General features: G+C 69.2%; 23 protein-coding genes. 14 read left to right on the top strand and 9 right to left on the bottom strand.

Annotated features, from left to right (window positions below; all coding sequences use genetic code 11):
* Nucleotides 1-15: 15 nt before the first annotated feature.
* The 6 genes from BTH_RS07395 to BTH_RS07420 all read left to right on the top strand — a co-directional run bounded on the left by BTH_RS07395 (nt 16) and on the right by BTH_RS07420 (nt 4,888).
* Nucleotides 16-1,086 (top strand): ABC transporter permease, encoded by a 1,071-nt coding sequence (locus BTH_RS07395; RefSeq protein WP_009897231.1) that lies wholly within the window; start codon nt 16-18, stop codon nt 1,084-1,086.
* A 42-nt stretch (nt 1,087-1,128) separates the two neighbouring features.
* The gene (locus tag BTH_RS07400; RefSeq protein WP_009897233.1) at nt 1,129-2,070 is read left to right on the top strand and encodes an ABC transporter permease; all 942 of its coding nucleotides are present in this window, start codon (nt 1,129-1,131) and stop codon (nt 2,068-2,070) included.
* 1 nt (nt 2,071) lies between these two features.
* On the top strand, nt 2,072-2,953 hold the full coding sequence (locus BTH_RS07405) for an ABC transporter ATP-binding protein (RefSeq protein WP_009897235.1): 882 nt from the start codon (nt 2,072-2,074) through the stop codon (nt 2,951-2,953).
* Nucleotides 2,950-3,717: an ABC transporter ATP-binding protein gene (locus BTH_RS07410; protein WP_009897236.1), complete on the top strand. Its 768-nt coding sequence runs from the start codon at nt 2,950-2,952 to the stop codon at nt 3,715-3,717. Before BTH_RS07405 ends, BTH_RS07410 begins: the two co-directional genes overlap by 4 nt.
* Nucleotides 3,718-3,979: 262 nt before the next feature.
* Nucleotides 3,980-4,252 (top strand): hypothetical protein, encoded by a 273-nt coding sequence (locus tag BTH_RS07415; protein WP_009897238.1) that lies wholly within the window; start codon nt 3,980-3,982, stop codon nt 4,250-4,252.
* Between the two features lie 300 nt (nt 4,253-4,552).
* Entirely contained in the window at nt 4,553-4,888 is a 336-nt protein-coding gene (locus BTH_RS07420; protein WP_011401273.1) for a type 1 fimbrial protein, read from the top strand.
* A 140-nt stretch (nt 4,889-5,028) separates the two neighbouring features.
* Here the strand turns inward: BTH_RS07420 and BTH_RS07425 are convergent, their stop codons facing one another.
* The 3 genes from BTH_RS07425 to BTH_RS07440 form a co-directional block, all read right to left on the bottom strand.
* Nucleotides 5,029-5,901 carry a LysR substrate-binding domain-containing protein gene (locus tag BTH_RS07425; protein WP_009897241.1) on the bottom strand — a complete coding sequence of 291 codons (873 nt, stop codon included), beginning with the start codon at nt 5,899-5,901 and terminating at the stop codon, nt 5,029-5,031.
* Nucleotides 5,902-6,390: 489 nt separating this feature from the next.
* A complete protein-coding gene (locus BTH_RS07435) occupies nt 6,391-7,275 on the bottom strand; it encodes a PEN-L family class A beta-lactamase (RefSeq protein WP_025370306.1) in 885 nt (294 codons plus the stop codon).
* A gap of 228 nt (nt 7,276-7,503) precedes the next feature.
* Nucleotides 7,504-8,475, bottom strand: coding sequence for a M23 family metallopeptidase (locus BTH_RS07440; RefSeq protein WP_009897244.1), 972 nt, complete (start codon nt 8,473-8,475; stop codon nt 7,504-7,506).
* Between the two features lie 614 nt (nt 8,476-9,089).
* Here BTH_RS07440 and BTH_RS07445 point away from each other — a divergent pair.
* Nucleotides 9,090-10,001 (top strand): LysR family transcriptional regulator, encoded by a 912-nt coding sequence (locus BTH_RS07445; RefSeq protein ID WP_009900344.1) that lies wholly within the window; start codon nt 9,090-9,092, stop codon nt 9,999-10,001.
* A gap of 482 nt (nt 10,002-10,483) precedes the next feature.
* Here BTH_RS07445 and BTH_RS07450 read toward each other — a convergent pair whose 3' ends face one another.
* Nucleotides 10,484-11,638: a porin gene (locus tag BTH_RS07450; RefSeq protein WP_009897249.1), complete on the bottom strand. Its 1,155-nt coding sequence runs from the start codon at nt 11,636-11,638 to the stop codon at nt 10,484-10,486.
* An 18-nt stretch (nt 11,639-11,656) separates the two neighbouring features.
* Here BTH_RS07450 and BTH_RS35000 point away from each other — a divergent pair, with 18 nt between their 5' ends.
* The 3 genes from BTH_RS35000 to BTH_RS07460 all read left to right on the top strand — a co-directional run bounded on the left by BTH_RS35000 (nt 11,657) and on the right by BTH_RS07460 (nt 14,126).
* Nucleotides 11,657-11,890, top strand: a complete 234-nt coding sequence (locus tag BTH_RS35000; RefSeq protein ID WP_080511293.1) for a hypothetical protein — start codon at nt 11,657-11,659, stop codon at nt 11,888-11,890.
* 171 nt (nt 11,891-12,061) lie between these two features.
* Nucleotides 12,062-13,216 carry an OpgC domain-containing protein gene (locus BTH_RS07455; protein ID WP_025370307.1) on the top strand — a complete coding sequence of 385 codons (1,155 nt, stop codon included), beginning with the start codon at nt 12,062-12,064 and terminating at the stop codon, nt 13,214-13,216.
* A 64-nt stretch (nt 13,217-13,280) separates the two neighbouring features.
* On the top strand, nt 13,281-14,126 hold the full coding sequence (locus BTH_RS07460) for an alpha/beta hydrolase (protein WP_009897253.1): 846 nt from the start codon (nt 13,281-13,283) through the stop codon (nt 14,124-14,126).
* Here BTH_RS07460 and BTH_RS07465 read toward each other — a convergent pair.
* Both BTH_RS07465 and BTH_RS07470 read right to left on the bottom strand, forming a co-directional pair.
* Nucleotides 14,098-15,069 carry a delta(1)-pyrroline-2-carboxylate reductase family protein gene (locus tag BTH_RS07465; RefSeq protein ID WP_009897255.1) on the bottom strand — a complete coding sequence of 324 codons (972 nt, stop codon included), beginning with the start codon at nt 15,067-15,069 and terminating at the stop codon, nt 14,098-14,100. The two genes, BTH_RS07460 and BTH_RS07465, sit on opposite strands and share 29 nt — an antisense overlap.
* A 355-nt stretch (nt 15,070-15,424) precedes the next feature.
* Complete coding sequence (locus BTH_RS07470; protein ID WP_009897256.1) at nt 15,425-15,823, bottom strand: carboxymuconolactone decarboxylase family protein; 399 nt, start codon at nt 15,821-15,823, stop codon at nt 15,425-15,427.
* A 409-nt stretch (nt 15,824-16,232) separates the two neighbouring features.
* Between BTH_RS07470 and BTH_RS07475 the strand changes: the two genes are divergently transcribed.
* Nucleotides 16,233-17,123, top strand: coding sequence for an alpha/beta fold hydrolase (locus BTH_RS07475; protein WP_009897261.1), 891 nt, complete (start codon nt 16,233-16,235; stop codon nt 17,121-17,123).
* A gap of 51 nt (nt 17,124-17,174) precedes the next feature.
* Here the strand turns inward: BTH_RS07475 and BTH_RS07480 are convergent, their stop codons facing one another.
* Both BTH_RS07480 and BTH_RS07485 read right to left on the bottom strand, forming a co-directional pair.
* Nucleotides 17,175-18,284, bottom strand: coding sequence for a potassium channel family protein (locus BTH_RS07480; protein ID WP_025370308.1), 1,110 nt, complete (start codon nt 18,282-18,284; stop codon nt 17,175-17,177).
* 241 nt (nt 18,285-18,525) lie between these two features.
* Nucleotides 18,526-19,854: an NAD(P)/FAD-dependent oxidoreductase gene (locus tag BTH_RS07485; protein ID WP_009897264.1), complete on the bottom strand. Its 1,329-nt coding sequence runs from the start codon at nt 19,852-19,854 to the stop codon at nt 18,526-18,528.
* Between the two features lie 232 nt (nt 19,855-20,086).
* On the opposite strand from BTH_RS07485, the gene BTH_RS07490 reads away from it, so the two are divergent.
* Together BTH_RS07490 and BTH_RS07495 are read left to right on the top strand one after the other, a co-directional pair.
* Nucleotides 20,087-20,941, top strand: a complete 855-nt coding sequence (locus BTH_RS07490; RefSeq protein WP_009897266.1) for a helix-turn-helix domain-containing protein — start codon at nt 20,087-20,089, stop codon at nt 20,939-20,941.
* A gap of 348 nt (nt 20,942-21,289) precedes the next feature.
* A complete protein-coding gene (locus BTH_RS07495) occupies nt 21,290-22,954 on the top strand; it encodes an ATP-binding domain-containing protein (protein ID WP_009897268.1) in 1,665 nt (554 codons plus the stop codon).
* 126 nt (nt 22,955-23,080) lie between these two features.
* Here BTH_RS07495 and BTH_RS07500 read toward each other — a convergent pair whose 3' ends face one another.
* On the bottom strand, nt 23,081-24,637 hold the full coding sequence (locus BTH_RS07500; RefSeq protein ID WP_009897270.1) for a methyl-accepting chemotaxis protein: 1,557 nt from the start codon (nt 24,635-24,637) through the stop codon (nt 23,081-23,083).
* Between the two features lie 245 nt (nt 24,638-24,882).
* Here BTH_RS07500 and BTH_RS07505 point away from each other — a divergent pair, with 245 nt between their 5' ends.
* Nucleotides 24,883-26,397, top strand: a complete 1,515-nt coding sequence (locus BTH_RS07505) for an MDR family MFS transporter (RefSeq protein WP_009897272.1) — start codon at nt 24,883-24,885, stop codon at nt 26,395-26,397.
* Nucleotides 26,398-26,421: the final 24 nt, after the last annotated feature.

The raw sequence follows: 26,421 nt of genomic DNA on the forward strand, positions 1-26,421 counted from the left end.
CACCGGAACCCCGACATGTCGACACCCGCCACTCCTCTCGAAACGCTGCGCACGCTGCCCGCGCGGCGGCCCGGCGTGCGCTGGGCGCTGCGCGTGCTGCGCTGGGCGCTCACGCTCGCCGTGACGTTCGCCGGGCTCCTCGCGCTCACGTTCGTGATCGGCCGCAAGGTGCCGATCGACCCGGTGCTCGCCGTGCTCGGCGACCGCGCGTCGGCCGACGCCTATGCGGCCGAGCGCGTCGCGCTCGGGCTCGACAGGCCGCTTGCGACGCAGTTCTTCATCTACGCGCGCGACGTGCTGCACGGCAATCTCGGCATGTCGCTGCTCACGTCGAACCCGGTGCTCGACGACATCAAGCGCGTGTTCCCCGCGACGCTCGAGCTCGCGACGCTCGCCACGCTGATCGGTGTCGCGCTGGGCGTGCCGCTCGGCGTCGCCGCGGCGGTCAGGCACAACCGGCCGATCGATCACGTCGCGCGCTTCGTCGGACTGATCGGCAACTCGGTGCCGGTATTCTGGCTCGGGCTGATGGGGCTCCTGCTGTTCTATGCGCGGCTGCATTGGGTCGCGGGGCCGGGGCGGCTCGACCCCGTCTACGACGGAATGGTCGACACGCGCACGGGCAGCCTGCTGATCGATGCGGCGCTCGCCGGCGAATGGGACGTGTTCGGCAACGCGCTGTCGCACATCGCGCTGCCCGCGGCGATCCTCGGCTATTACTCGATCGCGTACCTGAGCCGGATGACGCGCTCGTTCATGCTCGACCAACTGAGCCAGGAATACATCGTCACCGCGCGCGCGAAGGGGCTTGCCGAGCGTCGCGTGATCTGGCGGCACGCATTCGGCAACATCGCGGTGCCGCTACTGACCGTGATCGCGCTCACGTACAGCAACCTGCTCGAAGGCTCGGTGCTCACCGAGATCGTGTTCGCATGGCCCGGCATCGGCTCGTATCTGACGGGCGCGCTGCTGAACGCCGACATGAACGCGGTGCTCGGCTGCACGCTCGTGATCGGGATCATGTTCATCACGATCAATCTGCTGACGGACGCGCTCTACCGCGTGTTCGATCCGCGCGCCCGCTGACCCGGCGCGGGCCGCGCCGGTCCGACCGAATTCATCATGCACATGAACGCTTCATCCGACCGCTCTCCTTCGAATCCCGCCGCGCCGACGCTGCGCGCGTGGCTCCTGTCCGACGCGCCCGCGTCGCGCCGGCAGGCGACGCTCGGCCTCGCATATCGCCGCTGGCGCCGCTTCGCCGGCAATCCGCTAAATCTCTTCGGGCTTGCGATCCTCGCCGCGCTCGTCGCGCTCGCGCTCGTCGCGCCGCTCGTCATGCCGCACGACCCGCTGCGCCAGGTGCTCGCCGACCGTCTGCTGCCGCCCGGCTCGCCGTCGCACTGGCTCGGCACCGACCAGCTCGGCCGCGACATCCTCTCGCGCCTGATCGCGGGTTCGCGGCTCACGCTCGGCATCGCGATCCTCGTCGTTTCGATCGTCGTGCCGATCGGGCTCGCGATCGGCACGACGGCCGGTTACTGCGGCGGCCTCGTCGACTGCGCGCTGATGCGGATCACCGACGTCGCACTCGCGTTCCCGAAGATCGTGCTCGCGCTCGCGTTCGCGGCGGCGCTCGGGCCGGGCGTCGTCAATGCGGTCGTCGCGATCTCGATCACCGCGTGGCCCGCGTACGCAAGGCTCGCGCGCGCCGAGACGATGCGCATCGCGAACGCGGATTTCATCCACGCGGCGCGGCTGCAAGGCGCGTCCGGTCAGCGGATCGTGCTGCGCTACGTCGTGCCGCTCTGCCTGTCGTCGGTGATCGTGCGCGCGACGCTCGACATGGCGGGCATCATCCTGACCGTCGCGGGCCTGGGCTTTCTCGGGCTCGGCGCGCAGCCGCCGAGCCCCGAATGGGGCTTCATGGTCGCGTCGGGCCGCAACGTGCTGCTCGATGCGTGGTGGGTCGCGACGCTGCCGGGCGCGGCGATCCTCGTCGTGAGCATCGCCCTCAACCTGCTCGGCGACGGTCTGCGCGACGTCTTCGATCCGCGCCATGGAGCCTGACATGTCCGCTTGCACCGCTTCCCCGAACACGCCGCCGCTCTGCGAGATCGACGGGCTGCAGATCGGCTTTCGCGCGCACGACGGCACGCTCGTCGAAGCCGTGCGCGACCTGTCGCTCACGCTCGCGCCGGGCGAGCGGCTCGGCATCGTCGGCGAATCCGGCTCCGGCAAATCGCTGACGGGCCGCGCGCTGCTCGGCCTGCTGCCCGCCGCCGCGCAATGGCGCGCCAACGCGCTGCGCTTCGAAGGCCGCGACCTGCTCGCGCTCGCCGCGCGCGAGCGGCGCAAGCTGGGCGGCGGCGCGATGGGAATGATCCTTCAGGACCCGAAATATTCGCTGAACCCGGTAATGACGGTCGGCAAGCAGATGGGCGAGGCCTTCCGGGTGCGCGAGCCCGGGCTGCGCGGCCGCGCGCTGCGCGCGCGCATCGTCGATGCGCTCGCGTCGGTCGAGATCCGCGATCCGGCGCGCGTCGCCGACGCGTATCCGCACGAGCTGTCGGGCGGGATGGGCCAGCGCGTGATGATCGCGATGATGGTGTCGACGGGCCCGCGCCTGCTCGTCGCCGACGAACCGACCTCCGCGCTCGACGTCGCGGTGTCGATGCAGGTGCTCGCGGTGCTCGACGACATGATCGCGCGCCATCGCACGGGACTCGTGTTCATCAGCCACGACCTGCCGCTCGTGACGTCGTTCTGCGATCGCGTCGCGGTGATGTACGCGGGCCGCATCGTCGAAACGTGCGCGGCGCGCGACCTCGCCCACGCGGCGCATCCGTATACGCGCGGCCTGCTCGCCGCGACGCCGCCGCTCGCGAATCCGCCCGACGAGCTGCCGGTGCTCGAGCGCGATCCGGCGTGGCTCACGGAGGCGGCACGATGAACGGCGCACCGATGATCGAGATCCGCGACGTATCGATCCGCTTTCCGACCCGCAGCGGCCACGTCGATGCCGTGCGCGGCGCGAATCTTCGCGTCGCCGCGGGCGAGGCGTTCGGGCTCGTCGGCGAATCCGGCTCCGGCAAGTCGACGCTGCTGCGCGCGCTGACGGGCCTCGTGCCGCTGGCGGGCGGCACGCTGTCGATCGACGCACGACCGCTCGAAGGCAAGCTCGACCGCGCGTTCCGGCGCGACGTGCAGATGGTGTTTCAGGACCCCTACGCATCGCTGCATCCGCGCTTCACCGTCGACGAGACGCTGCGCGAGCCGCTCGCGATCCACCGGATGCCGGGCGCGGACGAGCGGATCGCACGTGCGCTCGCCGAAGTCGGCCTCGGCCCCGCGTTCCGCTTTCGCTATCCGCATCAACTGTCCGGCGGCCAGCGGCAGCGCGTCGCGATCGCCCGCGCGCTGATCGTCGAGCCGCGCGTGCTGCTGCTCGACGAGCCGACATCGGCGCTCGACGTATCGGTGCAGGCGGAAGTCCTGAACCTGCTGAAGCGGCTGCATCGCGAACGCGGGCTGACGATGATCCTCGTGAGCCACAACCTCGCGGTGGTCGGCTTTCTGTGCAGCCGCGTAGCGGTGATGCGCGACGGCGCGCTCGTCGAGCAGCTCGGGATCGACGACGTGCGCGCCGCGCGCGTCGGCAGCGAGTACACGCGCACGCTGCTGCGCGCGACGCAGGGCTATCGGCGCGCGAACTGACCGATCGCGCCGCCCGCGCGCGATGCCGGCATCCGGAAGCGTTCGTGCGCCGCCGCCGACTACGCGCCGCTTGCCGATCGCCGCTCGTCGACCGCCGTGCCGATGAACCGGCTCGACGCCCTGCGCGAGCGACGCGCGCCGTGCCGGCGCGCCGGCGCATCACGCGCTCACTTCGCGCCGTAGACGTCGAAATCGAAGTACTTGCGATTGATCTTCGCGTACGTGCCGTTCGCGAGTATCGTCGCGCGCGTATTCGCTCGCGATGCCGCAGACGATGGTCGAGCGCGCGGACATGCGCGCGTGGTGTCCGGCCGTGCTCGGCGTCGTGCCGCCGTTTCGGGAACGCATGGCGGCACTCGCGCTGAAGGCGCATTTCGAGCCGCTCGCGCTCGGCATCGTCACACGGCGCAACAGCACGCGGAGCAGCGCCGCGCATTGCTTCATCGACTGCCTGTTTCAGGTGATCCGCCGGCACGCGCGCTCGGCGAAGAAAGAAGACCTCGCGCTGTTCGGCACGTTGACGCTGCCCGTTTGATGATCCGCTCGCATCACGGGGCGGTGCGGCCGGCCGACATTACTCGGCGCACCGCGCCGCGCCGATGTGCCGCGCCCTTCCCGCATGCCCGCCTGCCGCCTTGCATTCGCCGCGCATCGCTCCTATCTTGAAAGCGTCGGCATCGTTCAAAGGACATCGAACCGTTCGTTGTCGACGCAACCTTCCAGTCCTTTCGCATCAAGTTTTCGCATGCACTGCCGTTTACGCATTTAGCTTCGCAGCGTATCCGCAGCCTGCCGTTCGGAACGTTGCGGGGCGCTCATTCGCGTGGAGCATTCTATGCAACGTCCATCGCTGATTGCATCCAGCCTGTTGGCCGCGTCGATGTTTGCGCTTTCCTCCGCGGCTCACGCGCAGCAAAGCGGCATCATCCGTTTCAGCGGCATGATCGTCGAGCCGCCGTGCTCGTTCTCGGTCACGCGCGACGCCAGCGCGCACGCGCAGCTTCAGCCCGCGTGTCCCCGTCCGGCGAAAGGCGCCGTCACGTTCGTCGATCCGCAAAGCGGCGCGGCGCTGCGCACCTTCACGTTCACCGAGCTGTCGCGCGCGATCCCGCTGCCCGCCGGGCAAGCGGGCGGCGCGCGGCCGGTCGTCGCCGTCGTATCGTATCTGTAGCGGCCGTCGCGTGACGGCCTGCGGCGCGCGAGACTCGCGGCGAGCGTCGCTGCATGACGGATCACATGCGGCGCGCGGCTTGCGGCATGACCCGCGCCGCGTACGACGTGCGGCGCCATCGCACCGGCCGCGCCGCCCGCTCAATCGCGATTCGCGTCGAGCCACGCGCTGAAACGCCGGATCTTCTGCTGCTGCGCGACGCTGTGCGGGTAGACGAAGTCATAGCGCGCGCCCGTCTTCAGCACGATGTCGAGCGGCGTCGCGAGCCGCCTCGCGGCGAGATCCTCTTCGCTGAGCGTAAGATCGCCGAGCGCGACGCCGAAGCCCTGCATCGCGGCGCTCGTCGCGAGATCGAGCGAGTCGAAGCTCGGCCCGCGATCCGGATCGACATCGGCCACGCCGGCATATTCGAGCCACCGACGCCAGTCGCGATGATCGCGCGTCGGATGCAGCAGCGTATGGCGCGCGAGGTCGCCGGCATGCGAAATCGGCTTGTCCGTCAGCAGATCCGGCGAGCATACGGGCGTGAGCCGCTCGTCGAACAGCGGCACGGCCGTCACGTCCGGGCCGGGCGATGCCCCGTAGACGATCGCCGCATCGAACGGCTCGCTCTGAAAATCCACGTCGTGCCGCCAGGTGGTCGTCATCTGCACGTGCAGGTCCGGATGCTCGCGCTGGAAGCGCATGATGCGCGGCAGCACCCAGCGCATCACGCATGTCGGCACCTTCAGCGCGAGATCGGTGCGCTGCCGCGTGAGCTTCAGTGAAATGTCCTCGATTCGCGCGAAGCTCTCGACGACGACGGGCAGCAGTTGCTCCCCCTCCGCCGTCAACGTGAGGCCGCGCGCGTGGCGCATGAAGAGCGGGAAGCCGTAATGCGCTTCGAGCGACTGAATCTGGCGGCTGATCGCCCCTTGTGTCACGCATAGCGCGTCGGCGGCCCGCGTGAAGCTGCGATGGCGCGCGACCGTCGCGAAGATCTGCAGGGCGTTCAAGGGCGGGAGGCGGCGCATGGCGGTCGACGACGGAACTCGGAAAACTCGGAGACGCGCAGGCAAGTCGGCACCGCGATGCCTGCGGGCGAGCCGTCACGATAAGCGAAATGCGCACGTTGCGCGAGCGCCGGCGCGTGATGCGGCCGCACCACACGCTCGCCGCGCGCGCAGCGAAGCGGGCCCGGCATGGGCCGAATCGATCGAAACGGACGCGGCGACAGGATGGCGCGGGATGATGCGAACGTTGCCCGATACGGTTCGAGCGCACCTTCATCGCGCCGTTATCGCACCTTTATCGCGCCGTTATCGCAGACGATCGCCGGCCTCAGCGCCGCGAATCGCGTCACGCGTGACATGCGCGTGACAAACAAGCCGCGCGGCCCGCGGACGCCATCGAGCGCTCCTGTTGGCCGCGAGCCGATGCCGGCCGCGACCGGCGTGCTGCCGGACCGCCGGCGCACGGCAAGCCGCCGCTCGCGGCGCGCGCGAATGCGCGGCCGGGCGCCGTCAGACGAAAGCGCGCGCGGCGATCCGCGCCGCCGACGCGATCACGTCGTCGCGCGCCTGCGCGTTCCGACTGCGCATCGTCGTATAGACGACGAACACGATCGGCGCGCGATCGGGCGGATACGCGACGCCGATGTCGTTCCCCGTGCCGTAGTCGCCCGTGCCCGTCTTGTCGGCAACGCGCCAGCCGGCCGGCACGCCCGCGCGGATTCGCGCGTCGCCCGTCTTGTTGCCGAGCATCCACGCATTGAGCTGAGCGCGCTGCGCGGTGCCGAGCGCGTCGCCGACGAGCAGCCGGCGCACGCTCGCGGCCATCGCGGCAGGCGTCGTCGTATCGCGCTCGTCGCCGGGAATCGCCGTGTTCAGTTCGGTCTCGCGGCGATCGAGGCGGAATGTCGCGTCGCCGATCGAGCGCGCATACGCGGTGACGGCCTGCGGGCCGCCGAGCAACGCGATCAGCAGATTCGCCGCGGTGTTGTCGCTGTACTGGAGCGTCGCCGCGCACAGCTCGGCAACCGTCATGCCGGCGCCGACGTGCTTCTCGGTGATCGGCGAGTAGCGGACGAGGTCGCGCTTCGCATACGGAATCCGTCGCTGCAACAGCGCGGCGTCGCCGGCGCTGCGCGCGAGAACCGCGGCCGACAGCATCGTCTTGAACGTACTGCAGAACGGGAAGCGCTCGTCGGCGCGATGCGCGATGCGCGCGCCTGTCGCGGTATCGAGCGCGACGAAGCCGAGGCGGCCGTCGAAGGTCGACTCGAGTTCGCGCAATTGCTGCTCGGCGGCGACGTTTCTGGCGTTGTCCCGCAGCGGCGCACATGCGCCGACGAGCGGTGCGGAAACGGCTGCGATGAGCAGCGAACGGCGCAACGGGGAATGATTCATAGAGCGGAAAGCGAGAATAGCCAGAAGATTGAACGGACGCGCATCGGGCCGCGGTGCCCGCGCCCCCGATATCGCGGTCCGCAAGCGTATCAGCTCTCGTCACATGAATGCGTGCAAATTTGTGGCCGCACGCGTGTGGCCGCGCGCGTGTGGCCGCACGCGCGGTGCCGTGCGCCACGCGTCGGCCCGGCGGCCGCCCGCCGTTCGCCCCCCCGCAGGTGCGTTTCGCTATCCCTGCTGCCGGCCCGCCAGGTACTGCATCGGATTGACGGGCTTGCCGTCGCGCCGCACCTCGAACAGCATGCCGGCACGCGTGCTGTCGCCCGTGCCCATCTCGGCGATCTGTTCGCCCTGCCGCACGACGTCCCCCGTCTTCACGAGCACCTTGCGGTTGTGCGCGTAAGCCGTCAGAAAATCCGCGTTGTGCTGGACAAGGATCAGCGTGCCGTAGCCGTTCAGTCCCGTGCCCGCGTACATCACGCGGCCGGACGCCGCGGCGCGCACCGGTTCGCCCGCGCGCCCGACGATCCGGATGCCGCGATTGCGGCCCGGCTGGAACGTTTCGACGATCGCGCCCTTTGCGGGCCACGCCAGCGCGATCGATTGCGCGTGCCGCTTCGTTTCCTGGACGACGCGGCGGTCCGCCGCGCGCTCCGCGGCGCTTTCGGGCGCCGATGCGGGCAGCGCCGCGTCGGCCGGTGCCGCTGCGCCGGTAGCGGGCGCTACGCGCGCGCCGCTTGCGGCATCGGCCGCATGCGCGGAATCGGCCGCATTGGCCGCCGCGGAGGCCCCGCCGGCACCGTTGGCCGGCTGAAAGGCGGGAGAGGCGGCCGCGCTCTCCGCGCCCGGCGGCGCGACGCGCAGCACTTGCCCGATGCCGATGCGGGTCCGCCGGCCCATCCGGTTCCAAGCCTGCAGGTCGCGCACGGTGCAGCCGTTCGCCTCCGCGATGGCCGACAGCGTGTCGCCGGACTTCACGACATAGCGCGTCGCGACGGGCGCGGCGGCCTTCTCCTGATGCTGCGCGGCGTCGCCCGGCAGCGGCGCGGCGGCGGGCTGTGCGGCGCTTGCCGGCGCCGCCGCGCCGGCAAGCGTATCGGTCGGCGTGACGGGCGACGTGGTCGCGCAGCCCGCGACGACGAACACGGCCGCCACGCCGGACAGCCATGCGACACTACGGTCGATCTCGCTCTTGCTCATGCTCGAGACAACTCCGGTCATTGAATTTTTCGAGCATCTCAAAATTCGTCGGGAGCGCGTGTAACCGGATGCAAGAATGATGACAAAATCGCAGCCGGCATTGCGGAGGCAGAAATTGAGCCTCTCGAATCCTACGGCGAACGAAATAATTCGCCGAGGCCGCGCAACGAGCGAGGCTTTCACACGCGGCGCAAAACGCGCGTTCGACCCTCTAAAAATATCGAACGGCGCCCATTTCGGGTGAACGTTTGCATTTTCGGCCGGATTGGCAGACGCACGAGGCGTCGCGGGCCCTGCCCGGCGGGCGGCGAAATGGATCCGCAGCACGCCCGACGGCCGCATGCGTCAACGGTCCGGCGCGACCAGCGTCGAATACGCGAAAGCGATGCCGCAACAGAGAAAGAAGATGTGCAACGCAATCTTGAACGCCAGCAGCCACAACGAGATGCTTCGCATGCGCGGCTCCATGTCGACGAACGAGCGGACATGATGCGCGGCGATTCGTCGCACGAAAATGCGGAACCCGCGAAGCGGGCCTCAGGTATAGCCTGACCGCGACGGCCGGCAATCCTGTTACCGTATCGGCCATTACAACGACAACGCAAGCCAGCCTCATGCGATTCGACCTGACCGATCTGCGACTTTTCCTGCATGTCTGCGAAGCCGGCAGCATCACGGGAGGCGCCGAGCGCGCGCATATGACGCTGCAATCCGCAAGCGAGCGGATCCGCGGCATGGAAGAAGAACTCGGCGTGCCGCTCTTGCAGCGCGCGAAGCGCGGCACGCGCGCGACCGAAGCCGGCCGCGCGCTCGAGCATCACGCACGCGTCGTGCTGCAGCAGATCGACCACATGCGCGGCGAACTGCAACAGTTCGGCGCGGGATTGCGCGGCCACATTCGCCTGCTCAGCAACACCGCCGCGCTCAGCGAATACCTGCCGGACGCGCTCGCCGAATACCTGCCGCGCCACCCGAAGCTGTCGGTGAGCGTCGAGGAACGGTCGAGCCAGGAGATCGTGCACGCGATCCGCGGCAAGACGGCGGATTTCGGGATCGTCGCAGATTCGGTCGGCCTCGACGGGCTCGAGCAGATGCCGTTTCGCGAGGACTGGCTGATCGCCGTCGCGGCGCTCGACCATCCGCTCGCCGCGCGCGAGCGGGTGGCGTTCTCGGAGCTCGTCGATGCCGACTTCATCGGCATGACGGACGGCAGCGCGCTGCAGGTCCACCTTGCCGATCAGGCGAAGGCGCTCGGCAAGCGAATCGACTACCGTGTCCAGTTGAAGAGCTTCGACGCCATTTGCCGGCTGATCGCGCGCGGCGTCGGGATCGGCATCGTGTCGCGCCACGCGGCGCTGCGCGCGCAACAGACGATGCAGATCCGGCTGATCGAGCTCACGGACCCGTGGGCGCACCGTCGCTTGACGATCTGCGCGCGCGCCTTCGACGAACTGCCGAAGTACACGCGCGAGTTCATCGCATTTCTCGCGCACGATCCGGGAAAGGACGAGTCGTTCGCAGCCTGATCGCGACTGCTTGCGACTGCTTGCGACTGCTTGCGGCTGCTTGCGGCCGGCAAACGCGAGCCGGCTGCCGGTCACGGCACCGCGAGGTTCCGGGGTGCGGCGCGAACGGCGGCGCCGCACTTTCTCGCGCGCACAGCTCGGCGGCCGTCAGATGCGTCCGATGAAATCGAAGAGGAATGAGGCGCGGCCCGGCGGAATGCCAAGGCTGATTGCACCCGAAGAAACGCTGGAAGTGGCGGCACGATTGCAGGCGGGCACATGTACAGTGCGCAAGACCGTGCGAGTGGCCGAACCGGCCCACCAGGCCGGGCGAGCGCGGCCCGACTGAATCGCGAAGCCGCCCGGCACCGCTGACCGGCGGTTCCAAACGTGCCCCCCGGGACAGGCCGTCCTGATCGGCCGCTCCGATGCGGAGCCGGCCGAACGCCTTGATGAAGCGGCCGCGGCGGCGAGCCCGATCGCCTCCGCCGCAGCCGACGCGATCAGAACTTGTGACGGATCGCCGCGCGGACCGCGAACTGGTTCGCCGATGCCGACGGGCCGTCCGTGCCGACGACGTAGCCGCCATCCGCGATCGTGCCCGTCTTGTCGCCCGCAACCTTCTGGTATGCGCCCTGCAGATAGACGTCGGTGCGCTTCGACAGGTTGTAGTCCGCCATCAGGCCGATCGTGTGGTACTTCGGCTTGACCGTGCCCGCAGCCGCGTCGAACTTGCCGTCCGTGTACACATACTGCGCGCCGATGAAGAGCGCCGGCGTCAGTTGGTACTTGCCGTTGATTTCGAAGTTCTGGAACTTCGTCGCGGTCAGACCGAGGCCCGCGAACGTCGCCGTCGGCAGATAGACCGTCGAGACCGGGTTCTTCACGTCGGTCTTCGTGTAGACGAAGCCGACCGTCGCCGGGCCGAACGTGTAGTTGACGCCGCCGCCGAAGATGCGCAGGCGGTCGGCCGTGAAGTTCGCGTCGTTGTCGGCGATCGCGCCGCCCGCCGTCTTGCCCGGGTTGTTCGCCTGCAGGTACGCGGCCGCGAGTTGCAGGCCGCCCAGCGTGTACGCGGCGCCGATGCTGTATTGACGGTTGTTCGAGAAGCCCGTCGCGTTGCTGAAGCTGTACGTGCCGCCGACTTGCAGACCGTTCCAGTCCGGGCTCGCGTACTTGATCGTGTTGTTCACACGGAACGAGTTATCCGTGTTGTCGTTGTCGAACGGGTGCGAGAACAGCAGGCCGCCCCAGTTGCCGTTCGCCGTCAGCGGCGCGAGGTAGTCGACGACCGAATCGTACTGGCGGCCGAGCGTGAGCGAACCGTATTGCGCGTGCGACAGGCCGACGAACGCCTGGCGGCCGAACATCCGGCCGCCCTGGCCAAGCCGGCCGTTATTCACGTCGAAGCCATTTTCCAACGTGAAGACGGCCTTCAGGCCGCCGCCCAGGTCTTCCGAGCCGCGCAGGCCCCAGCGGCTGCCCTGCGCGAAGCCGCTCGCGAGCTGGTAGTTGCTCTTGCCGACGCCGTTGACGTTCACGTTGCTCGTGTAGTTGAAACCCTCGTCGATCACGCCGTACAGCGTGACGCTGCTTTGGGCGAAAACCGGCGCGGCGAATGCGAGCAATGCGGCAGCGGAAATGATGTGCTTTTTCATTATCGATATCTCCAGACCTTGATTCGGCGGCCTCGCGGATGTCGGGCCGCCACGATGTGTTCGGCGTTTCTGCGCCCCATTCCGGGGCATTTCCAGCGCATCCCGTCTCTACGGCGCGTATCGCGGGATTACTGCAGCAAGAGAAATACTGTCATGCAAAAAATGCAGCGTCCATGTTGGTGCATCACTTTTTTTACATTCCGTTGCGTATTGCCAACTGATGCGTCGGGTATTTGTCGGAATCGTTTGTAACCCCGCGTAAACCCGTAACCCTCGCCATCGATGGCACAATGCGCGACCATCGTCGTCCGAATTCAATCATGTAGCGATGCCGCACTTCGTCATGCGCCGTTTGTCCGTCCCCGTTTTCGCCGTTCGAGCCCCGCACCGCGCCCGTCGCGCGTCGCGCAGATGCGACGCCGCATGAACGCCGCGCCCGCCCAACGCTACGCCGAGCTCGACTTCTTCCGCGGTCTCGTGCTGCTCGTGATCGTCGTCGATCACATCGGCGGCAGCATGCTGTCGCGCGTCACGCTGCACGCGTATGCGCTGTGCGACGCGGCCGAGGTGTTCGTCTTCCTTGGCGGCTTCGCGACCGCGATCGCATACAACTCGCTCGCCGCCCGCCATACCGAGGCCGCCGCGCGCCAGCGCTTCATCAAACGCGCGTTTGAAATCTATCGCGCGTTCCTGTTCACGGCCGGCCTGATGCTCTTCATCACTGCGGTGCTGAATGCGTTCGAGATCGACGCGCCGAACATGCCGATCAACGATCTCGACGGGCTGATGCACGCGCCGCTCGCCGCGCTGCGCGACATCCTGCTGCTCAGGCGCCAGCCGTATCTCGCGTCGGTGCTGCCGATGTACACCTTCTTCGCGCTGCTCGTGCCGCTCGCGCTGCCCATCGCGCGCAGCCGAGGATGGTGGCTGCTCGTCGCCGCGAGCGCCGCGACGTGGCTCGGCGCGCGCGAGATCGCCGCCTATCTGCCGACCGTCGACGGCGTGCCATGGGACTTCAATCCGTTCGCGTGGCAATTCCTGTTCGTGCTCGGCATCGTCGCGCGCTGCCAGCCGATCTATCCGGTGCTCGCGAAACGGCCGGTCGGCTGGTTCGCGACCGCGGCCGCGCTCGCCGTCGTCGCGGCCGGCGCGTACTACCGGCTGCGCATCGAGCCGTTCCCGACCGATCCGTCGATCAAGCAGAATCTCGGCGCGCTGCGGCTCGCGAACTTCATCGCGATCGCGTGGCTCGCCGCGAAGCTCATCCATCTCGGCTGGATGCACCGGATCGCGCGGGCCATGCCGTGGATCGGCACGATCGGCCGGCAGGGCCTGCTGTGCTTCGTCGCCGGGACAGGCATCTCGCTGCTCGTCGATTCGCTGCTGTACACGGCGACGGACGGCTATCTGGACGTGCGGCTCGGCCTCGTCGCCGACGCGGCCGCGGTCGGCCTGCTGTACGTCGTCGCGAAGCTCTACGCGCCGCTCGTCGCGCGGGCGTCCGACTTCGTCCGGCAAGCGCGGCTGCTGCGGCCGCAGCGGCCTTTCCGATTGCCGCTGCGCCGCCCGAAACGCTGAAAATCCGCGTACGGCTGTCATTCGCTGCTGCTAGCATATCCGCGCTCATATCCATTACGCCGTCATGCGCCGATTCGCCCTGCCTCTCGTCGCGCTGCTCGCCGCCGCGCTCACCGTCGCCGCGCGCGCGGCCCCCGCCAGCAGCATCGTCACCCGCACGTTCCGCTCGACCGCGCTGCACCGCGACTGGTCGTACACCGTCTATCTGCCCGCCGGCTACAACCCGGAAGGCGCGCGCTACCCCGTGCTGTACCTGCTGCACGGCAACGCCGGCAACGCGAACGACTGGATCACGCAGGGCCGCCTGCAGCTCACCGCCGACGCGATGATCGAGCGCCGCGACATTCCGCCCGTCGTGATCGTGATGCCGCAAGGCGGCACCGACTGGTACGTCGATCGCAAGGAAAAGATGCAGAGCGCGTTTCTCGACGATCTGATTCCCGATGTCGAAACGCATTACGCGGTGTCGAACCAGCGCGCGGGGCGGGCGATCGGCGGCGTGTCGATGGGCGGCTACGGCGCGCTGCGCTTCGCGTTCCTCGAGCCGGAGCGCTTCTGCGGCGCGATGCTGCTGAGCCCCGCGATCTACGCGAACGAGCCGCCCGCGGGTTCCGCCGCGCGCTATGTCGGCGTGTTCGGCGACCGGCAGTTCGACCCGAAGGTCTGGCACGAGCTCAACTATCCGGCGCTGTGGCGCAGCTACTTCGCGCAGCCGCTGCGGCTGCGGATGTTCATCGCCGCGGGCGACGACGACCTGTCGATCCAGGCAGAATCGAGCGCCCTCTACACGAGCCTGCGGCGCGCGCAGAATCCCGCGGCGCTGCGGATCGTCGACGGCGCGCACACGTGGGACGTGTGGCGCCGCCTGATCGGCCCCGCGCTCAAGTACACGCTCGAGTGCGTGAAATGAACTCGCGTGCGACGCGGCACGCGGCAAGGTCCCACGCCGCGCAGCCGACGCTCTTGAAGAACACGGGCAAGCCCGACGCGGGCCCGTCCGATGCGGTCGACGCGGACGCCGAAGCGCGCGTTGCCGCCGGCGCGCGCAGCGCGTCGGCGAGCGAGCGCACGCGCGCCCAGTCGACGCCCGCGACGATCAGGTCGCCCGCCTCATGGCGCGCGCCCGCCGGATCGTCGACATAGAGCGCGCTGCCCGCGATCGTCCGCGCGCCGACCTCGGCCGCTTCCGGCGTGAACGCACCGACGCCGACGACGAGCCGCCCGGCCCGCGCCTCCTCGTCATACACGGGCGTCGCGCTCGTCGTCGACGTGATGATCGCGTCGAGCGCATCGGGCAGCGCGTCGCCGCCGAGCGGCTCGAGCGTCGGCAACACCGTCCGCAGACGTTCGCAGAACGCCGCCGCCTGCGCGGCCGTGCGCGCCTTCACGCGCACGCGCACGCCGGGAAACAGCGCGGCGAGCGCGTCGACATGATGCGCCGCCTGCGTGCCGGTGCCGATCAGCAACACGTCGCGCGGCGCGGCGGCGAGAAACGTGCGCATCGCGAGCAGCGTGACCGCGGCGGTCCTGCGACCGGTGACGGTCGGGCCGTCGAGCGCGAAGAGCGGCGCCCCCGTCGTCGGATCGACGACGCTCACCTGCCCCTGGATCGTCGGTAAGCCGCTGCCGCGGTTGCGCGGGCATACGGTCACGAGCTTGTGAATCGCCAGATCGGGGGCCGACGCGGGCATCGACAGCATCACGCCGCCCTCGTTGAGCGGCACGACGAGCCGCGCCGGGCTCGCGATGCGGCCCGCGGCCGCGTCGAGCGCCGCCGTGCGCAACGCGTCGGTGAGCTCGGCGAAAGGCGTGACGCGCGCCGTCTGCGCCGCGTCTAAAACCGCTGTCGTCATCGTTGAGGTCCTCTTGGTCTAACGGGGGCGGCCCCGGGTTCGGGGCGACGGCGCGTCCGGGTCGCGCGGCGGATGCGTTCCCGCTGCGCTTCGTCCGCGCATTCGTGTTGCCGGCGGCGCAGGGCTGCGCGTCGTCAGTCGGTTCGACGCCGGCTCGGCGGTCCGGTCATTCGCCGGTTCCTCGGCCCGCGATCTCTACGCCTCGCGCGACATCGAGACTCGGCGACTCGGCGACTCGGCGACTCGGCGACTCGGCGACTCGGCGACTCGGCGACTCGGCGACATCAGTATCGACGATCGACGCCGATTCGCAAGCGTTCAGTCGCCGCCGCAACCGCCCGACGCCGCGACAACGTCACGCCCCGTCATCGGGCATGTCAAGCCCCAGCGCATCGATCACTTCCCGCGCGTTGCGGAACGCCTCGACAGCCGCCGGCGCGCCCGCGTACAGCGCGCTGTGCAACAGCACCTCGCGAATCTCGACGAGGGTCGCGCCGTTGTTCAGCGCGCCTCGAACATGCCCCTTGAGCTCGTGGCCACGGCCGAGCGCCGCGAGCATCGCGCACGTGCAGAGGCTGCGCGTCTTCAGGTCGATGCCGCCGCGCTGCCACGTGCTGCCCCACGCGTGCTCGTTCAGCCAGTCCTGCAACGGCCGCGAAAAGCCGTCCAGATTGCTCATCGCGCGCTCGACGAACGCGTCGCCCATCACCTGCGCCCGGCGCGCCTTGCCTTGTTCGCGGTCTCGTTCGCTCATGCCGCTCTCCTGTCCTGAAATTGAAAAAAGATCGTCGTGGATTCCGGATCGGCCCAGATGCTACACGGCTTCGATCCCCGCGCCGGCGCTTCGCGCCCGAGGTTTTCCCCCAATTGCCGCGCGAGCCGCCGTGCGCGGCGACGGGTACGCCGTCAAGCGCGCGTGCGGCAATTTCCGGATCGTCAATGAATCACATCACGAATATCCAATAGGCAAACCGGCAGCCGTCCACTAGACTTTTTCGACGCCTCGGGCTGGCGGCGCGGGCGTTCGCGGCCGCAAGCCCCGGCGACGGCCGCGCCCCCAGCCGCGAACGCGCCGCCTGTCCGCCGTCGGCGCGCTTCGGCATCGCCTTCGCGCGCACCGCGCGGTCACACGATATCGAAGTCAAAAATCAGGAGATCCGATCATGGATGATGCGCGCCGCGTGAGCTCGTTCAGTCACGAAGGATTGACTTTCGACGTCGTCGATACGGGCCCGGTCGACGGCGAGATCATCGTGCTGCTGCACGGCTGGCCGCAAACCGCGAAGTGCTGGGCACGCGTCGCGGCCCTGCTGAACGCCGACGGCTATCGGACCATCGCGCCGAACCAGCGCGGCTACTCGCCGCTCGCCCGCCCGCGCCGCGTCGCCGCTTACCGCATGCCGCATCTCGTCGGCGATGTCGTCGCGCTGATCGAGCGGCTCGGCGGCGGCCCGGTGCACGTCGTCGGGCACGACTGGGGCGCGGCCGTCGCGTGGGCGCTCGCGGGCCGGCATCCCGCCGCGGTGCGCACGCTGACGACGGTGTCGGTGCCGCACTCGGGCGCGTTCATGCGCTCGATGCTCAGCAGCGACCAGTTGTTCCGCTCGTACTACATGGGCCTCTTTCAGTTGCCGAAGCTGCCGGAGCTGTTCGTCACGCGCTGCCGCGGGCTGTTCGGGAAAATGCTGGCGGGCACGGGCATGACGCGCGACGACGTGAATGCCGTCTACGCCGACATCGTCGACGCGGGCGCGCTGACGACCTCGCTCAACTGGTATCGCGCGATCGCGCTGACGCCGCCCGGCTATCTCACTCGCAAGGTACCCGTGCCCGTTCTGCACGTCTGGGGCGCGCGGGATGCGGCGCTGTCGCGGCGCGGCGCCGAGCTCGCTCGCGAATTCGCGAGCGGGCCGTACCGGCTCGAAGTGCTGCCGCACGCGACGCACTGGATTCCCGAGCACGACGCCGAGCAACTCGCCGCGCTCGTGCGCGAATCGATCGCGGTGAAGCCGGACGCGGCGGCGCCTCCCCTCGCCGCCGCGGCAACGGCCTGATCGGCGCTTATCGGCGCGCCGCGCGCCGCGCGTCGGCCCGCCGCATCGCGCTCAGTCGGCGAGCTCGATGCCCGCGCGCTCCATCGCGCGCGTCGACTGGATCACGACGAGCGTATCGCCCGCCTCGATCCGGCATGGCGGATCTTCGTAGAACGACAGGATCTTGCCGCCGCGATCGAGCCCGACGACGAGCGCGCCCGCCACCGCATTCGACATGCAGCCGATCTCGTGCGCGGCGGCCGGCCGCTCGACGAGCGTCGCGCGGCCGCGCGTGGACAGCATGTCGTTGACGAACGGCACGATGTAGCGGCTCTCGACCGCGTCGGCGAGCAACAGCGCGCCGATCTTCGTCGACGACACGATCACGTCGGCGCCCGCCTGACGCAATTGCCGCTGATACAGGTTCTCCTGAATCCGCACGACGATCTTCGTATCCGGCGCGATGCTGCGCACCGACAGCGTAAGCAGGATCGCGGTCGGATCGTCGGTGACCGAAATGATGACCGCCTTCGCGCTGCGCACCTGCGCCTGCTGCAGCAGATCCTCGTGCGCGGGATCGCCGCAAAGGCCCGTCACGCCGAGCGCGGCTGCCGCCTCGAGCGCCTGCTCCTGCGAATCGATGACGATCAGCGTCGCGGGATCGACGCCGCTTTCGAGCAGCTCGCGCACGGCGATCGAGCCGCTCAGCCCGTAGCCGCAAATCACGATGTGATCGCGCAGGTTCTTTTGCAGGCGCTTCATGCGGTACTCCTCGATGACTCGTTGAATCACGAATTGATAAGCGGTGCCGAGAAAGATGAACCAGATGCCGATGCGGATCGGCACGATGAAGAATGCGTCGATGAGGCGTGCGCGCGCGGTGACGGGAACGATGTCGCCATAGCCGACCGTCGCGACCGTCACCATCGTGAAATAGACGAGATCGGCGATGCTCATCGGCGCGCTCTTCGTCGAATCGCGCAGGCCGTCGCGATCGAGATACAGCACGAGGAACGCGAGCGCGCACAGGCCGACGACGAGCGCGAGGCGCAACGTCAGCGTGCGCAGCGGCGACGCGGCAGGCCGCGTGAACAGCGTGCGCGAGCGCGGCGCCTTCCACTGCGTGCGTGTCCTGCGCAGGCGAAATCGCAGCGACTTGCGGTATTCGGATGGCAACGCCAATGATTTTCTCCAGAAGCCAAGCGTCGCGATTTTACGCCGCGAGACCGCTCCGCGCGCGGCGCAAGCCGCTGCCGCGTCGAGCGCGCCGCGCGCCGGCGCGGCACGGCGGCGATCGGCAGCGATCGACGACATTCGATGTTCGCCGCATCGATGATAGGGCCGCTACCGTTGCAGTTGCAGTTGTCGCTGCAATTGCCGCCATCGCCGCCACAACCATCGCCGCCCCGACCGGCCGTCGGCGCTACAGCATGCTCGCCGGCCGCCGCATCGTCCCGTCGACGAAGCGCGCCGCGCGAAACGCGGACAGATCGAGCGACGTCGTGCCGGTGTCGACCCACTCGGCGAGCAGGCGGCCGACGATCGGCCCCATCGCGAAGCCGTGCCCGCAGAACCCGGTCGCGATCGCAAGCCCGTCCGGCGCGCGCGGCGCATCGATCACCGGAATGCCGTCGGGCAGCACGTCGATCAGGCCGGCCCACGCCTCGACGATCTGCGCGTCTCGCAGCGCCGGGAAGGTCGCCTTCAGCTTCGCGAGCGCGCGCGGCGCATGGGCGGGATTCGGCTGCGGATTCGGATCGCGCGGCTCGATCGCCGGCGCGCCGCCCGCGGCGCGCGTCTTCAGATCGCGCCACGCCGCGCCGTTCAGATGAAAGCGGAATTTCTCGCGCTGCGCCCACAGCTCGGGCAAGAACAGGCTCAGCCCGCGCAGGTGGCCGAGCGTGACGTCGACATCGACCTGCATGTCGTCCGCGAGATTGATCGCGCCGTTCGCGCGCTGCCGGATGCCGAGGCCGTGCCCCCAGATCGTCGACGCGGACACGGCGGGCAGCGCGTTCGTGCGCATGCAGGTGCCGCGCACCGCCTGCTGCGGCAGCCGGATGCCGACACCGTCGAGCAGACGCAAGCTCGTCGCGCCGGCCGCGCAGATCACACGCCGCGCCTTCACGCTGCCGCGCTCGGTGACGACGCCCGTCACCGCGCCGGCCGACATGTCGATCGCGGTCACGCCGCAGCCTTCAACGAAACGCGCGCCGGCTTCGGCCGCGCGCGCGGCGAACGCCGCGGCGACGCGGCGCGGCTCGGCCTGGCCGTCGCTCGCCGTGTAGAGGCCGCCGAGCGCGGGCGCGGCGAGGCCGCTCACGTGCGCATCGATCTCGGCGCGCGCGAGCATGCGCGTATCGAGCCCGTGCGTGCGCGCGACATCCGTCCATTGCCGGAACGACGCCCACTCGTCATCGTTGCCGGCGATATAGAGACAGCCGCCCTGCCGCCACTCCAGATCGGCGCCGAGCTCGCGCTCGAGCCCCTCCCACAAGCGCATGCCGGCCATCATCAGCGGCACCTCCGCGGCTTCGCGGCCCTGCTGACGCACGAAGCCCCATGCGCGCGTCGACTGTTGTCCCGCTATGCGCGATTTGTCGAACACGACCGCCTTTATCCCGCGCAACCCGAGATAATAGGCGGCGGCGCACCCCATGATGCCCGCGCCGGCGATGACGACGTCGGCTTGCGCGGGAAACGGCTCGCCTGCGTGCGTGAGTGTCTTGTACAACGGATAGGTGGTAGTCATGTCGGAAGTTTCGACGAAAACGCCATCGGCGAAAACCCGTCACAGTAACGTGGCGAAACACCTTTCACAGAAAAACGCACACTGGTGCGCAGGACGAACTTTGTTTTGCGGTAAAGTTATCTTTCTACGCGTGGCCGGTCGGCTCGCTTCATCCGACGGCATCCAGTGATGCCGTACCGTGCGCCATCAGGCGCTCCGTCCTGAATCATTCGATCCGATCCGTTCCCGCAGTATGGCTAACGAAGCAATCACCACGGATTCCCTTGCGGTCGCCGAGCGCGTGCGCGAGCTGATGACCCGCCACGGCATCGGCAAGCGTCAGCAGACGACCGAGCTTTGTCGAATTCTCGACCTGAGCTTCTCGCAAGGGCATCGCAAGCTGCGCGGCAGCAGTCCCTGGACGCTCGCGCAAATCAAGAAAGTCGCCGAAGCGTACGGCGAACCTGCCGCGCAGCTGTTCGGCGCGCAGGCGCTCGACCCCGGCATGGTCGGCGCATGCGCGCGCGACGCGGTGCTGTATGCGGGCATCGCCGAGATTCCGTGCACCGCATGGATCGGCGGGCTCCTCGACGCCGGCGCGCGCCCCGAGTTCGTCGCGTACGAACAGCAGGGCCGCTGGCGCGTGCTGCGCCATACCGGCGTGCTCTACCAGAACGCGTACGACGTTCACAAGATCGAGATCTACCCGCGCCGCGCGGAAAGCGACAGGCTGCTCGTCGCGGTCATCGACGCCGACAGCGTGAGCGCCGACGAAGTCTGCCGCTATCTCGACGAGCAGGGGTTCGTGACGGCGCGCTTCGCCAGCGTCGACGCGTTCGTCGAGGCGCTGCAGGGCCAGGCATTCGACGCGGTCGTCACCGAGTGGATGTTCGACGGCCGCAACGCCGCCGACGCGATCCAGGCCGTGCGCGCGTCAGACAATCCGGGCGCGCCGATCTTCGTGCTGACGGGCGACCTGCTGACGGGCCGCGCGAGCGAAGCGGAAATCAGCGAAGTGATCCGCGTCTACGACGTTGTCTGCTACGAGAAACCCGCCCGCATGGCGATCCTGAGCGCCGATCTCGCGAAGCGTCTGTCGCACGCGTGACGGCGAAAGCGCGCGGCCCGCGCGCCGCGGCCCGCAGCTCTCGCGCATGCCGCGGCGGCCGCCGCGGCACCGAATTTTGAGATTGCGCCCCCCTGTCGAAATCGCGACCTTCGTTCGACATCACCACGCCCGTTGTCGACGCATCTCACGCCGCGCCCCGCGGGCGAGCGCGTATGCGGCCCACTTTCTCTTTCCACGTCGCCCGACGTTCGCCCCGCCTGCGACATGCCGCGTCGATCCGCGCGCCTCGCGCGTCGCCGCACGTGTCGGCGTCGCGGCCCGGAGAGCGTGCGCCTGCGTACAATAGCCGGCGATCCTTGTCCATCGAACGCACCGCCAGGACCCGACATGGCCCGCATCATTCCCGACGACTGGAAGAACCTTGCCGCCACGGGCGCGGCCGAGCGCGAACGCGAAACGCTCGCGACGCTGGAGCGGACGCTGCCCGACGCGTACACGGTCTATCACGGCGTGCACTGGACGCGCGCGGACCAGAATTTCTCGGTATTCGGCGAAGCCAGCTTCGTGATCGTGAGCCCGGCCGGGCGCGTGCTCGTGATCGAACAGAAGGCGGGCTTCCTGCGCGAGACGCCGAAGGGGCTCGTCAAGGTCTATCTGCAAACCGAGCGCAACGTATCGATCCAGCTCGCGCGCACGCTCGAGAACCTGCATCGCCGGCTCACCACCGTGCTCGGCGCGGGCGCGTACGGCGTCGAGGAGCTGCTGTACTGCCCGGACTACACGGTGAAGAATCCGGCGATCGCGGGCGTCGCGCCCGCGCGGATCGTCGACGCGACGTGCAGGCACGCGCTCGCCGCGCGCATCGTCGAAACGCTGCCCGCCGACGAGCCGCCCTTTGCGAGCGCGGCGAAGATCCATCATTTCCTCGCGGACGAGCTGTCGCTGACGCCTGACACGAGCGCGCTCGTCGGCCAGGCGGACACGCTCGTCACGCGGCTCGCGGGCGGCCTCGCGGCCTGGGCGCGCCGGCTTGCATTCGCGCCGTTCCGGCTGCGCGTGATCGCGACCGCGGGCTCCGGCAAGACGCAGCTCGCCGTGCAGGCGATGCGCGACGCGCTCTCGGCCGGCAAACGCGTGCTGTACGTGTGCTTCAACCGGCCGCTCGCCGATCACGTCGCGCGGATCGCGCCCGAAGGCGCGAAGATCGCGAACTACCATCAGCTCTGCGACTGGATCGCGCGCGACGGCGGCCACGCCCCCGACTTCGGCGCGCGCGACGCGTTCGCGCAGCTCGAGGCGCGCTTCGCGCAAACACCGATCGCCGAGCGCTGGCGGTTCGACACGCTGATCGTCGACGAAGGCCAGGACTTTCAGCCGTCGTGGGCGGACGCGCTCGAGCGGCTCGTCGCGCCCAACGGCGCATGGTGGTGGCTGGAAGATCCGCTGCAGAACCTCTACATGCGCGAGCGCGTCCCGCTTGCCGGCTGGGTGACGCTCAAGGAGACGACCAACTACCGCAGCCCGCGCGACATCCTCGACTACGTGCGCGAGGTCGTTGGCAGCGTCGAGCCGCTCGCGGCCGAGCTCGTGTCGGGCAGCCCGTTCGGCGGATCGGACATCTCGATTTCCGCGTACGACGACGCGCAAGCGGAATCGGCCGCGCAAGCCTGCATCGACGCGACGAAGCGCGCGGTCACGCACGCGCTCGCGCTCGGCTTTCGCAAGCAGGACATCACGGTGCTCTCGTTCAGGGGGCGCGAGGGCTCGGCGCTCACGGCGCTCGACCAGCTCGGGCCGCACCGCGTGAAGAGCTTCACCGGCAAATACGATCTGTTCGGGAACCCGGAATACCGGGAAGGCGACGTGCTGCTCGACTCGATCTATCGCTTCAAGGGGCAGGCGGCGCCGTGCGTGATCCTGACCGAGGTCGACTTCGACACGTTCGACGAGCGGGCGGCGCGCAAGCTGTTCGTCGGCGCGACGCGCGCGACGATGAAGCTGATCGTCGTCGCGTCGCGGCGCGCGGCGCGGCGGATCGTACCTTCCGCTTGAGGGAGCGGCCGCGGCGAACGTCGGCGAAGCGCAACGCGCAAACGGCGCGAGCGTGGCGCGCCGGCCGGGAATCGCGCGCGCCCGGCGTCCGCGCGCGCCGCACGACGGCCGGCTGCGGCCCGCCCGTCAGGCGACGACGCGGAACGCGCCGACCGTGCGGCGCAGCCCGTCCGCCTGCTCCTCGAGCGACGCGGCGGCCGCCGCCGCCTGCTCGACGAGCGCCGCGTTCTGCTGCGACACCTGATCCATTTGCGACACGGCGCGGTTGACCTGCTCGATGCCGTCGCGCTGCTCGTTCGACGCGGCCGATATCTCGGTCATGATGCCCGTCACGCGAGCGATCGCGCGCTGGATCTCCTGCATCGTGTCGCCCGCCGAGCCGACGAGCCGCGAGCCCGTCGCGACCCGCTCGACCGATTCGCCGATCAGCGCCTTGATCTCCTTGGCCGCCGACGCGGAGCGCTGCGCGAGCGTGCGCACCTCGCCCGCGACGACCGCGAAGCCGCGGCCCTGCTCGCCCGCGCGCGCCGCCTCGACGGCCGCGTTCAGCGCGAGAATGTTGGTCTGGAACGCGATCCCTTCGATCGTGCCGATGATGTCGGCCACCTTCTGCGAGCTCTGGTCGATCTCGGCCATCGTGCCCACCACCTCGCCGACGACGGTCGCGCCCTTCGTCGCGATGTCGGTCGCGCTATCGGCGCAGTTCTGCGCTTCGCGCGCGTTGTCCGCGTTCTGCTTCACCGTCGCGGTCAATTGCTCCATGCTCGCCGCCGTCTGCTGCAGCGCGGCCGCCTGCTCCTCCGTGCGCTGCGACAGATCGGTGTTGCCGGCCGCGATCTGGCGGGTCGCGGTCGCGATCGATTCGGAGCCGTCCGTCACCTTGCGCACGGTTTCCGACAGGCTGCGCTGCATCGTCGTGAGGCCCGCGACGAGCTCGGCCATCTCGTCGTGCGACGTCCAGCGCAGTTCGCCCGTCAGATCGCCTTCCGCCAGGCGGCGCAGGTGCCCGAGGATGCGCACGAGCGGCTGGGTGATCGCGAAGTGCAGGCCGATCGCGCAGCCGAGGCACGCGGCGAGGCCGAACACGATCAGCCCGCCGAGCACGAGCCGCAGCCATCCGTACATCTGCTCCGCGGCGTCGTACGCGGCCTTGCCATACGCGGCGCGCGCATCGTCGAGCGCGGCCGTCGCCTTCGTCCACGCAACGGACAGCGGCGGCGCGACCGTCATCATCAGGCGATCGGCTTCGTCGTGCCGGCCGGCCTTCAGCGCTTCGATCATCGGCTTGAGCGCCTCTTCGGCGAGCGCGCGGCGCGCGGCGTTCGCCTGCTCGGCGAGCGTCTTTTCGTCGTCGCCGCGCGGCAGCGCGTCGTAGTCGCGCCAGCCGCGGTCCGATGCGGCCAGATACTGCTCCGCCTTCGCGATGGTGTTCGCGGCGTCGGGCACCTCCGGATGCAGGATCACGCGGTCGAGCGTCGTGCGCGTGATCGCGAGATTCAGGCTCGCCGACGCCAGCGCCGTCTTCGCCGCGAGTTGCCGCGTGTACGCGTCGTCGAGCGCGGCGTTCGAGTTCTGCATGCTGAAGAAGCCGATCACGCCCGTGATCGTCAACAGCGCGGCGACGAGTCCGAGCGTCGAGAAAATCCGGGTGCGAATCGAAAAGCGGGAGAAAAAAGCATTCATGACCAGAAGAGTCGCAAGTGGTAGCCGCCGTTTAGGGGACAGTCGCCGGTATTACGGCCCGACTTCCGAAAACTTGAGACGCCTCAAGCGGTGCGACGACATGCCGCGGCCCGGCGGCCAAATGCGACCGAACCCGGCCATCGCCCGCCGGTAATCAACGGAAACCCTTTTGACGAAGCAGAGATTGACTAGTCAAACGATTGTTTCTACATTCCGTCTGCCCCCGAACGACAACACGAGCCCCCATGCCCACCGACTCCTCCGCGCCGCCCGCCCACGCCGATGCCGGCCGACCGGCCGCGTCCGTGCGGCTCACGATCGCCGCGCTGCTGCTCGTGCTGCTGCTGTCCGCGCTCGACCAGACGATCGTGTCGACCGCGCTGCCGACGATCGTCGGCGACTTGGGCGGGCTCGAGAAGCTGTCCTGGGTCGTCACCGCGTACCTGCTGGCGTCGACCGTCGTGCTGCCGCTGTACGGCAAGCTCGGCGACCTGTACGGGCGCAAGATCGTGCTGCAGGCGGCGATCGTGTTGTTCGTCGCCGGTTCGGCGCTGTGCGGGCTCGCGCAGAACATGACGCAGTTGATCGTGCTGCGCGCGCTGCAGGGGCTCGGCGGCGGCGGGCTGATGGTCGTCACGATGGCGGCGATCGCCGATCTGATCCCGCCCGACGAGCGCGGCCGCTATCAGGGGATGTTCGGCGGCGTGTACGGGATCGCGACGGTGATCGGCCCGCTGCTCGGCGGGTTCCTCGTCCAGCATCTGTCGTGGCGCTGGATCTTCTACATCAACCTGCCGCTCGGCGCGCTCGCGTTCGCGGTGATCGGCGCGGCGTTCAAGCCGCACACCGCGCACGTGCGACACCGGATCGACTATGCGGGCGCCGCGTTCCTCGCCACGGCGCTCACCTGCGTCGTGCTGTTCACGAGCCAGGGCGGCACGATCCTGCCGTGGTCGTCGCCGCAGCTGTGGTTCACGCTCGCGCTCGGCCTCGTCGCGACAGCCGGATTCGTCTACGAGGAACGCCTCGCCGCCGAACCGATCATGCCGCTTGAGCTGTTCCGCCACCGCACCTTCGTGCTGTGCTGCCTGATCGGCTTCGTCGTCGGGCTCGCGCTGTTCGGCTCGGTCACGTTCCTGCCGCTCTATCTGCAGGTCGTCAAGGGCTCGACGCCGTCGGAAGCCGGCATGCAGGTGCTGCCGATGATGGGCGGCTTGCTCGCGACGTCGATCGGCAGCGGCCGCCTGATCACGAAGCTCGGCAAGTATCGCCTCTTCCCGATCGCGGGCACCTTCGTCGCCGGCGCGGCGATGCTGCTCCTCGCGACGCTGTCGCTCGACACGCCGCTGCGCGCGATGTACCTGTACATGGCGCTCCTCGGCGGCGGGCTCGGCATGGTGATGCCCGTCATCGTGCTCGCGGTGCAAAACACCGTCGAATTCCGGCATCTGGGCGTCGCGACGTCCGGCGCGACCCTCTTTCGCTCGATCGGCGGCTCGCTCGGTGTCGCCGCGTTCGGCGCGCTGTTCTCGAACGGGCTGCACGCGCGGCTCGCCGCAGCGCTGCCGCCCGATACGGAACTGCCGCCGTCGCTCGGGCCATCGGCCGTGCGCCAGTTGCCGGACGCGGTGCGCAACGCGTATCTGCATGCGTTCGCAAGCTCGCTGCACACGGTGTATCTGTGCGCGGCGGCGGTGATCGCGATCGCCTTCGCGCTCGCGTGGTTCGTCGAAGACGCGCCGCTCAGGAAACGCGCGTAACCGGCGTCAACGCGCGGGGCCGCC

The organism is Burkholderia thailandensis E264 (assembly GCF_000012365.1).
GTDB classification, from domain to species: Bacteria; Pseudomonadota; Gammaproteobacteria; order Burkholderiales; family Burkholderiaceae; genus Burkholderia; species Burkholderia thailandensis.